This window comes from Pedobacter sp. (assembly GCF_035566355.1).
Taxonomy (GTDB): Bacteria; Bacteroidota; Bacteroidia; order Sphingobacteriales; family Sphingobacteriaceae; genus Pedobacter.
The window spans coordinates 1-8,813 of the sequence record NZ_DATMRL010000144.1 but is presented as its reverse complement, the minus strand read 5'-3'; the positions used below and the strand labels follow the sequence as shown (position 1 = coordinate 8,813).

10 protein-coding genes are annotated in these 8,813 nt (G+C 37.7%); 3 read left to right on the top strand and 7 right to left on the bottom strand.

The window, feature by feature from the left end:
- A partial coding sequence (locus VNZ46_RS05735) for a DUF983 domain-containing protein (protein WP_325559159.1) occupies positions 1–302 on the top strand: 302 nt, incomplete at its 5' end.
- Positions 303–353: 51 nt separating this feature from the next.
- The gene (locus tag VNZ46_RS05730) at positions 354–719 is read left to right on the top strand and encodes a response regulator (protein ID WP_325559158.1); all 366 of its coding nucleotides are present in this window, start codon (positions 354–356) and stop codon (positions 717–719) included.
- Here the strand turns inward: VNZ46_RS05730 and VNZ46_RS05725 are convergent.
- The 3 genes from VNZ46_RS05725 to xseA form a co-directional block, all read right to left on the bottom strand.
- Positions 714–1,178, bottom strand: coding sequence for a tetratricopeptide repeat protein (locus VNZ46_RS05725; protein ID WP_325559157.1), 465 nt, complete (start codon positions 1,176–1,178; stop codon positions 714–716). The two genes, VNZ46_RS05730 and VNZ46_RS05725, sit on opposite strands and share 6 nt — an antisense overlap.
- Positions 1,179–1,307: 129 nt before the next feature.
- Positions 1,308–1,511: an exodeoxyribonuclease VII small subunit gene (xseB, locus tag VNZ46_RS05720; RefSeq protein ID WP_325559156.1), complete on the bottom strand. Its 204-nt coding sequence runs from the start codon at positions 1,509–1,511 to the stop codon at positions 1,308–1,310.
- Positions 1,511–2,830 (bottom strand): exodeoxyribonuclease VII large subunit, encoded by a 1,320-nt coding sequence (gene xseA, locus VNZ46_RS05715; RefSeq protein WP_325559155.1) that lies wholly within the window; start codon positions 2,828–2,830, stop codon positions 1,511–1,513. The genes xseB and xseA overlap by 1 nt, the downstream gene beginning before the upstream one ends.
- A 117-nt stretch (positions 2,831–2,947) precedes the next feature.
- Here xseA and VNZ46_RS05710 point away from each other — a divergent pair, with 117 nt between their 5' ends.
- Positions 2,948–3,166, top strand: coding sequence for a YtxH domain-containing protein (locus VNZ46_RS05710; protein WP_325559154.1), 219 nt, complete (start codon positions 2,948–2,950; stop codon positions 3,164–3,166).
- A 9-nt stretch (positions 3,167–3,175) separates the two neighbouring features.
- On the opposite strand, the gene VNZ46_RS05705 is transcribed toward VNZ46_RS05710, so the two are convergent.
- The 4 genes from VNZ46_RS05705 to VNZ46_RS05690 form a co-directional block, all read right to left on the bottom strand.
- Positions 3,176–4,114 carry a phosphatase PAP2 family protein gene (locus VNZ46_RS05705; RefSeq protein ID WP_325559153.1) on the bottom strand — a complete coding sequence of 313 codons (939 nt, stop codon included), beginning with the start codon at positions 4,112–4,114 and terminating at the stop codon, positions 3,176–3,178.
- Complete coding sequence (locus tag VNZ46_RS05700) at positions 4,107–4,736, bottom strand: sterol desaturase family protein (RefSeq protein ID WP_325559152.1); 630 nt, start codon at positions 4,734–4,736, stop codon at positions 4,107–4,109. Before VNZ46_RS05700 ends, VNZ46_RS05705 begins: the two co-directional genes overlap by 8 nt.
- A gap of 94 nt (positions 4,737–4,830) precedes the next feature.
- A complete protein-coding gene (locus VNZ46_RS05695; protein WP_325559151.1) occupies positions 4,831–6,126 on the bottom strand; it encodes a DUF4833 domain-containing protein in 1,296 nt (431 codons plus the stop codon).
- Positions 6,127–6,144: 18 nt separating this feature from the next.
- On the bottom strand, positions 6,145–8,703 hold the full coding sequence (locus tag VNZ46_RS05690) for a DUF5686 and carboxypeptidase-like regulatory domain-containing protein (protein WP_325559150.1): 2,559 nt from the start codon (positions 8,701–8,703) through the stop codon (positions 6,145–6,147).
- Positions 8,704–8,813 lie beyond the last annotated feature (110 nt).

The window sequence follows — 8,813 nt, the reverse complement described above, 5'->3', positions numbered from 1 at the left end:
ATGAAAACTGCCCTCACTGCGGGCTGAGATTTGAACGTGAACCTGGTTATTTCTACGTTTCTATGTTTGTGAGTTATGCTATGAATGTTGCTGAGATGGTTTCCATAAGCGTAGCTGCCTATATACTTGGCCTCGAGCTGGTTTATGAAAACCTATGGTATTTTGCAGGTATATTGCTGATTGCTGTATTTCTATTCTCTCCTTTCAATTACAGATATTCGAGAATGATCCTCTTATATTGGTTATCTCCAGGACTCCATTACGAACCTGAACGGGGAATTGAGAAAAATATCCAGCGCTAAAGATTGTAACTTTTTGTTATAAAATTAGTTACATCATCGTATATTAGTTTTATGAACAAAAAAATATTGGTTTTTGACGATGACCAGGAAACCCTTAATGCACTCAGTGATGTTCTTGATTATGCAGACTGGGACCTGGTTACCATTGCCAGTGGCAATCAGGCCCTGCAGGTGATCAGAAAGGAAAAGCCGGATTTAATCTTAATGGATATTCTCCTGGGCGATACTGATGGCAGGGAAATTTGCAGGCAAATGAAATGTAATGAGGAATTGATGCATATTCCAATTATTCTTATCTCTGGTATAAATGAACTGGGAGATACTTTAAATCAACAATTTGGACCTAACGACATCATTGCAAAGCCTTTTAATATTGGCGACGTATTAGATAAGGTATATTTTCAGTTGAGCTCATAAAAGCACCTTGCTGCAAAGAAAATCAAAATACACCTTTTCACTATCAAATAACTCTTTCCCTTCCAGCATGTAGGCATCCAGCAAACATTCTTTTGCTTGCTCTTCCCTACTTAAATGAAAATAACACTGCCCCAATCTCAACAATACAAAAGGATTGCGCTCTTCATCTCCATAAACCGATTTAGATTTTTCAAAATATCGGATGGCTTTATCGTAATTCCCTAAATTGAAATAGGCGTCGCCTACGGCAGCACTCAACCAACCCGTGGCCTCCCAGTTCTCTTTTGGTACAGGGATAATATCCAGTGCTTTATTAAACCACCCAATGGCATGCACGTAGTTTTCATTATCCATTTCATCGTTTCCTTTACCAGCATATTCATCAATCTGAACTTGCTGCACAGAGGTCAGTTCCTCTTGTAAAACATCTTTTGGCTTATTCGTCATTACATTTGCCATAACAATTAGTTTTAGGTACAAAGGCAGGTCTAGAAACCTTAACGTAAAAGCATATTAATTATTTTACACACAACAAGTTACGACTTGTAATGTTTTAATGACAACAAAAAAAATCAACATTAAATATTTTTACGCCCGATTATCCATCTGCTTAATAATTTTTGTAACCTCCTCCTCTGTGGAACGCAGCTTGCCCTGACAAAATGAAATGAGGTCCGAAGCCCTTTTTACCTTTTGAGCAAGTACATCTACTGAAACAGATTCTGTCTCAATCTCCTGTGCAATCTCCGCAAGCTCCTGATAGGCTGCTTCATAAGTAAGATTTTCTTCCATTATATTTCTTCTTTTGATTTAACTATTGTATGAATTTCTGTACTGGCCAACTGAACCGTGAGTTCCTGCCCCGGCACCACATCGTCTGCTTTGCTGATGATGTGGTTGTTCCATTTTACAATAGCAAAACCTTTATTCAATATATTTTGAGGGCTCATCAGCTTAACTACAGCCAGATAGTGCTCCAGGTGCCCATTCTTATTCGATAAATACATCCTGTTATACAACTTGATATTATTAATCATGTTGTTCAAATCTTTTCTTCTGTTGCCGATCATATACCTGGGCTGTCCGACGATCATCGAACTTAAAGAATATACGCGCTGACGATGTTCATTTAATAAAGAGATCACATCCCTTATGATATAGGATCTGGTACCCGACAATGCATTCGAATGCAGGGAAAGCAACTGTTGTGTGTTAATCAAAATCCGGTTCTTCAGATTCAGTAAACTATCTTCAAAATTCCTGTTGTGTGCGAGAATAAGTTCAGCTGCCTTAGTAGGTGTTTTTGTTGAGGTATGAGCCATAAGATCCACTATGGTTTCATTTTTCTGATGACCAATTCCAGTAATCACAGGTACGGGAAATTTAGCAATAGCCCTGCTTAATTCGTAATTATCAAAGATTAAAAAATCTGTCTGTGATCCTCCCCCTCTAATGATAACTACCGCGTCATATGCATTTCCAGAATTAAAAATCTCAATTAATCTCGTTAGAAAAGGCTTAGCATTAGATTCACCTTGCACCTTAGTAAAGTAATTGTCTATGCGGAAAGAATACTGAAAAGGATTATTTTCCAGCGTATGCCGGAAATCCTGGTAACCAGCAGAAGTATCAGAAGACACCACCGCAATATGCTGAAGTACCCTGTTAAACTTCAGCATACTATTTCTGGTTTGGTAAATATCCCCTGATCTTTTGATAAATTCAGGGTTTTCTTTCAAAAGACGCTCCAGCGTAGCTTTTCGCTGCTGCTCAAATTGCCCTAAAGTAAAATTCGTATCAATATCTACTAAGTTCAACTGCAGTCCAAAAGCAGGACTATATTGTACCGTAACCTGGACCAGAACATTTATATCGCTTTTAAATTTCTGTCCTGTTACCCGTTCAAAATTCGAAATATTAACGGAAGCATTTCCCCAGGCCCGGGCTATCATTTTACTGATCAGCTTTGAAGAGGCTTTATCTTTCTCTACCAGTTCAAAATAGTGATAATTTGAATCTGCCTTAAAAGTATAATTACTTACGTCAGCAATTACCCAAAAAGTCTGCCCATTAAAAACACCATCAAGAACCTGCTGGATCTGACGCGTCAATTCTGATAATTTTAATGGAGTACTGGCAATCAATATTTTTAAATTTAATTTTTAAAGTTAGTCATTCTAAAACAAATTAAGCCTCAGCAAGGTTAATAAGCCAATAAATGATCTTCTATGAATAAAAATTCAAATGTATTAATAGCATTGCTGATCGGTCTTTCTGCAGGAACAGCATTAGGGCTACTGGTTAAATTCAACCGAAGGCCAAAGCTATCTTCTGGCATATTGCCTGGTCCTTCAGATAAAGCAGTTGAAAGGTCTGATAACTATATACAGAACAGATTCAGATCAGAAAGCCCCGAAGATTTTGAAGACCATGTAGAACATATCTAATCTCCTGCATTAAGCAATCCTCAGACACATCTGATCTATCCATATTCTGAGTTTTGTATGGCGCAGCAACCAATTAAAAAGGGTTATTCCTGTGGCCGCGCAAAGTATACCAGCAAGTACATCAAGAACATAATGATGACTGGTATACACTGCTGTAAACCATATGCCAAACATCACAACGGCAAACAGAATATTCATCAGTCCAAGACGGTTTTTCAGTCCGTAATATAATACGATAACCGGATAGGAAGAATGCAGAGAAGGCATCGCTGCAAACACATTAGAACCGTTACTGTAGATGGATTTAAAGATTGCCGCATTAAAAAATTTATCAAACCTGGCCAGTCCTGCTGTATTTCCCGGGGTATGAGCTATAAATTTGAAACCATGCAGCTGCACATACCAGGGCGGAGCAGCAGGATAAAGATAATAGATGACGAATCCCAAAAGATTGACCAGAACAAAGGTCAGAGAAAACAACAGGAATTGTTTTCTGTCCCTGAAAAATAAATAAGCTGCAAAGGCCAGAGGAACCGGAATCCACATCAGGTAAAAAAAGCCACCAATCACATCCATTACGGGCCTGCTATTCAACAACCAGTACTCATTTGGAGTTACTACCTTTCCATTAAAGTGAATTCCAAATATGCTTTTTTCCAAACGATAAAGATGTTCTATACTTACACTATGGTAAAGATAATTTGGAAAAGCTTTCATATAATCGAAAAGAATCCAATACACAATAAATATAGAAAAGCCCAGAATAAACTTCCTGGTGATTATGGAAGCATAAAAGCAAACATTAAAGATCAGAACAAGAATGATCTGATTCGATTTAAATCCGATCAAAAAACTGGAGAGTAATAAATAAGCAATAGAAATCAGCGAAGTCCTGATGATATTCTTACTTGTAAAAAGTGGTAGCTTAACAGGTAAATCTTTAGGCATCCTTCTTCTTTAAAAAATTGGATCCCAATACCCTGTCCCACATATCAGAACTCACACCATATCCTTTTGTTGAATCGGAATAATGGTGCAACATGTGGTGCTGTTTCAATTTTTTCCAGAACCCATTCTTAAAATTTGCATGGTGAAGCGCATAATGTGTCATATCATAAACCAGATATCCCCCAATAAAACCAATAAAAAAAGCATCATTTGTTCCGGCAGGCAAAATATACAAAAACAAATAATAGAATGCCAGCGCCAGAGGTATACTTGCTGATGGAGGCATAACCAGTCGCTTTGCATCATTAGGATAATCATGATGCACGCCATGAAAAATAAAATGTATTTTCTTTCCCCATTCAGATTTAGGATAAAAGTGAAATACAAAACGGTGAAGTATATATTCAGTAAAAGTCCAGACGAACAAGCCAAATAAAAGGTATCCGGCAAAATTTAGCCACCCCATCTGAAGTTCAAATAAGGATTTCCAACATAAATATAGTATTACCGGTACATATACGATAAGTGGCACATAAAAACTAACTTTTGATAAACTTTCTAAAAACCCGCTTTTGAACATCCTGATAGACTCAGACGAGTTCGAAACAAAATTCTTTTTCATAAGGACATTATTTTTAATCGTGATGAAAACACCAAATGATCACCCGCTTCCTACTCAGAAATTAAGGCACCACATGGTTTTCATCTTATATATTTTAAACTTTAATTCGCTCCGTTATAGGTGTATCATTGGAAGGATTTGTACCTTTCAACTCTACATACTTCACATTTGGCACCCAGAAACTACCTCCGTCTATCCGGACAAAGATCCTTTCTAATTGTATCTTCTTATTATTCGCCGTTACATAGACATGATATTTTTTATCCGCCGCCGATTTCATCAGATACATCGGAAATTTCTTATAAGAAACAAAGTTAAGCTTATATTCATCATTCCCTATGGCTTCTACATGGATACCGTAAGCAAATTTACGCTGAATATAATTTAAGTCCTTTTTCTCACCATTATCCTGATAACGAACCCAGTATACTTTAATAGGCTCCTCCTTTATCAACTGACCTTTAGCATCTACATTCAATTCACAAACAATGGTATTGGTATTTGGATCACGCTGCAGATAAAACAGCTGATTAGCGATACCCTTCGGAGTAGGGAATTTAATAGGTGAAGGATCACTCTTGTCTGTTTGTGCCATTGCAACAGAACTGCTGCCCAGCGCAGAAGCAATTAACAATCCGGCAATAAGAAGTGTCTTTCCACCTTTAAAAGCAGCCCGCCTCTCTTCATCCTTTTGGTTTAAAGCCTTTTTTGCCTCCCTTAAGCGGTTTACAGCAGTAATATTGGTCATAAACGCCATAATCGTAATCGGAATAGTAAAAATAGACATCGTCTCAAAAACATGGAAAGGTATTCCAGGGACATAGATCTTATAATCACCACCAATAAAATGTCCGGTAATTCCACAAGCAATGGCCACTACACCAATCGTAATTACACGTTCAGGTCTTTGCATCAAACCACCTTTACACTCTACACCCAGTCCCTCAGCTCTCGCCCGGGTATAACTGACCATCATAGAGCCCATTAAAGCGATAAACGCAAACAGCGAGCTTAAAAAATAATGATGAGAAACCAGGTAATAGCAAATTCCCAGAAACATGATTAATTCGCTATAACGGTCCAGAACTGAATCGTACAAAGCACCAAAAGTAGAACTCATATTACCGAGCCTGGCTACCTGACCGTCAAGCATATCAAATAAACCAGCAAAAAGTACAAGTGCTCCACCCCATCCTACAAAGGAAAGATCACCACGGTTACTTCTTTCCGCACCGAAAATAAATATCACGGCAACACCAATATTTAGTATTAAGCCAATTGTTGTCACCGCATTAGGCGTCAGCCCAATGCGTATCAGACCTTTCACAAAAGGATTTATGACCACATAAATTCCCTGTTGAAGACGATCTCTTAATGTTATAGCAGCCATTTAGTCTAGTCTTTTATATTAAAAATCAAATTTCACCCTTGCACGCACACCCCAGGTAGATACCACAGGATGCTCCAGATAACTGAACCTTTTTACCAGATCCACTCTAAGTAATTTAAAAATATTACCCAAGCCAACACTTCCTTCCATGTACGGATCCTTATTTAGTGAATACGTAGTTGCAACTCCAGCCGAATTTACAGGAAATTGCAACAGGGATTTATCGACCGCAGGATTGTTCTCATCCCTTAGTCCTCCATACAATATTTTAAAGGACACAATTTCTCTTAATTTCAGTTTCTTTAACAAAGGTATTTTATTTAAAAAGAATCCGTTAAAATTATGATCAATATTTAAGCTGGCATAATGATCACTTACAAATTCCAGGAAGTTCATTAAGTTATAAGAGTTCAACTGATAGGCATAAGTCTGGTTGGCACGATGAATGGTCAACAACGGGAAAGGGACCTTTCCAAAAATATAACCACCTTCAACTGTTACATCCGAATATCCCAATTGAGACAGGTAAAAACGTTTATCTATGCTCCCGGCAAGATTTTGATAGTTATATTCTCCGGCAAAAACACCTTTTAAACCTGCAGTGTATCGCAGATTGAAAATTGGGTATCGGTCAAATATAGGCGTCCGGTAGATTTTTCCCTGATAAAATTTCTCATTTGGCGCATAACGCAACGCTACGCTAATCTCTGAAGTATTGATATGATCAATCGTATTCAACTGATTACCAACCAGGTTATTAAAATAAAGATCGCCCCCAGGTCTTTGAGTCCATTTGCGGAATGAAACATTATAAGAAAAGTGATTCTCAAACTCGCTCATGTACTCCACTTTATAAAAATCATTATACAAAAGCATATTGTTTTCTCCACGCTTGAAAGAAAGCAAAAAGTTATCCTCCTGAACAAACTGGAGTTCCTGTCCGGGGATCTTGGTGTCTCTCTGGAAACTACCTCTTATATATTGCTGAGGAAACGCGTAAATAGACTTATTATTAAGTGAGTATGTTCCACTTAAAAAATATTTCCATTTCTCGTCCTTAAAACCATAGGCTGCGTAGGTTTCAAAATAATATCTTTTGCTCAATGCAGGCGTAGTACGGCCCCCCAAACGTAACCTCAAACCCTCCGTGCTGTTAAAACTATAAAACGTATTCACCGGACCAACTTCAAATGGTCCGAAATCCTTATAGCCCGCAAAAAGCAACGTTACGATATCCATGGTCTTTTTAAAGGAACTCATTCTGGACAGGGTATCAATATTTTTGTAGATCTTCAAATCAGAAGGAGACAAAGTATCCGCCCTGTTTTCAACCCAGAATTGCTCGCTACGTTTTTCAGCTTCGGGGGCTACCACCATTTTTCCACCCTGGAATACACTTTCCGGCTGCTTTTGATTAATCTGAAAGTCCTTTACCGTGACCGTTCTCTCACCGGTAAAACCACCGCCCTTATTTTTATTGACACCAAAATCCATAAGAAGCCGTGTCTTGCTCAGGTAATATCTGTCATCCGGTGCTTTATCGAAATCCAGTTTTACCTCCATTGCCCTTACAAAGTTTAGGTTGATGTTCTTATTGACAGTTAAAAAGGCATCCTGCACTGCATATCTTCCATCCATGGTAATATAAATCTTACCTTCAAACAGGATGTCCGTATTATTTCTTGGAATGAAAGACAATTCAATCAGTTGAGGATTATGCGTTTTGATGGTATCTGTAATAAAAAACTTATAAAAAGTAGGTGAAGAACCTGCAATAGGGCTCAAAAACTCATTACTTAATAAAGAAATGTTGTTATCATAGATGTCCACATGTGCATACATCCGCTCAAAATACTGGCTCATGCCTTTAGTATCTATCAGGGGTGTATTATAGTCAACATGTTTATCACCCAATACAATTGTTTTATTCTTCTCCGGGTTTTTATTATAATAATTTTGCGATATCTTCTCTTCTATATATATAGGTAGTATATTCTTTCCTCCAATTTTTGTCGAATCCTGCTCTTCGAAAAGAAACTGATATTTGCGAAACAAACGTTTATCTTTAAACTTATCCGAAAGATTGCTCATAGAGAACACCATCTTTTCGTATTGTTTATACTGAACCTGTTCATAACTCTCCATCCGGTTGGCATCTTTATGCTCAATAACTTTCCTGATTAATTCTACAGCAGGATTTCCTTTATTTTTATAGGAAGGTCTTTTTCCCCGGCTGATCACAACCTCATTTAATGAAGTCGCATCCGGATCCAGCTTGACAGAAATATTCTGGGTTTCACCAGGCTTAATATCTATTACTTTTGTTTTATAACCAACAAAACTGAACTGGATCTGCGATTGCTTTTCAGAGCTGCTGATACTGAACTTACCATCCGCATCACTCCTGGTCACCAGATTTGTTCCTTTAAAAAGAATGGTTACATATGGCAAGGGGTCCTTATCCTTCGCATCAGTAATCATCCCGGTAACCACTGTACTTTGCGCTGAAGCCTGAAACGCCAGTAATGGCAGCAACAAGGCCCATATATATATTATTTTGTGGATTTGATTTTTCATATTAAGCGAATACAAATTTCTTCTGCATCAGGTAATTGTAGGTAACACCTACCGTACAAGTAACCAGTATTTTTGAAAGTATATAGTTGATATTTAAATAATGTGTAACC

Coding starts and splice junctions, on each gene's coding strand:
- VNZ46_RS05730 (WP_325559158.1), top strand. CDS start 354: ATGAACAAAAAAATATTGGTTTTTGACGATGACCAGGAAACCCTTAAT.
- VNZ46_RS05725 (WP_325559157.1), bottom strand. CDS start 1,178: ATGGCAAATGTAATGACGAATAAGCCAAAAGATGTTTTACAAGAGGAA.
- xseB (WP_325559156.1), bottom strand. CDS start 1,511: ATGGAAGAAAATCTTACTTATGAAGCAGCCTATCAGGAGCTTGCGGAG.
- VNZ46_RS05710 (WP_325559154.1), top strand. CDS start 2,948: ATGAATAAAAATTCAAATGTATTAATAGCATTGCTGATCGGTCTTTCT.
- VNZ46_RS05705 (WP_325559153.1), bottom strand. CDS start 4,114: ATGCCTAAAGATTTACCTGTTAAGCTACCACTTTTTACAAGTAAGAAT.
- VNZ46_RS05700 (WP_325559152.1), bottom strand. CDS start 4,736: ATGAAAAAGAATTTTGTTTCGAACTCGTCTGAGTCTATCAGGATGTTC.
- VNZ46_RS05695 (WP_325559151.1), bottom strand. CDS start 6,126: ATGGCTGCTATAACATTAAGAGATCGTCTTCAACAGGGAATTTATGTG.
- VNZ46_RS05690 (WP_325559150.1), bottom strand. CDS start 8,703: ATGAAAAATCAAATCCACAAAATAATATATATATGGGCCTTGTTGCTG.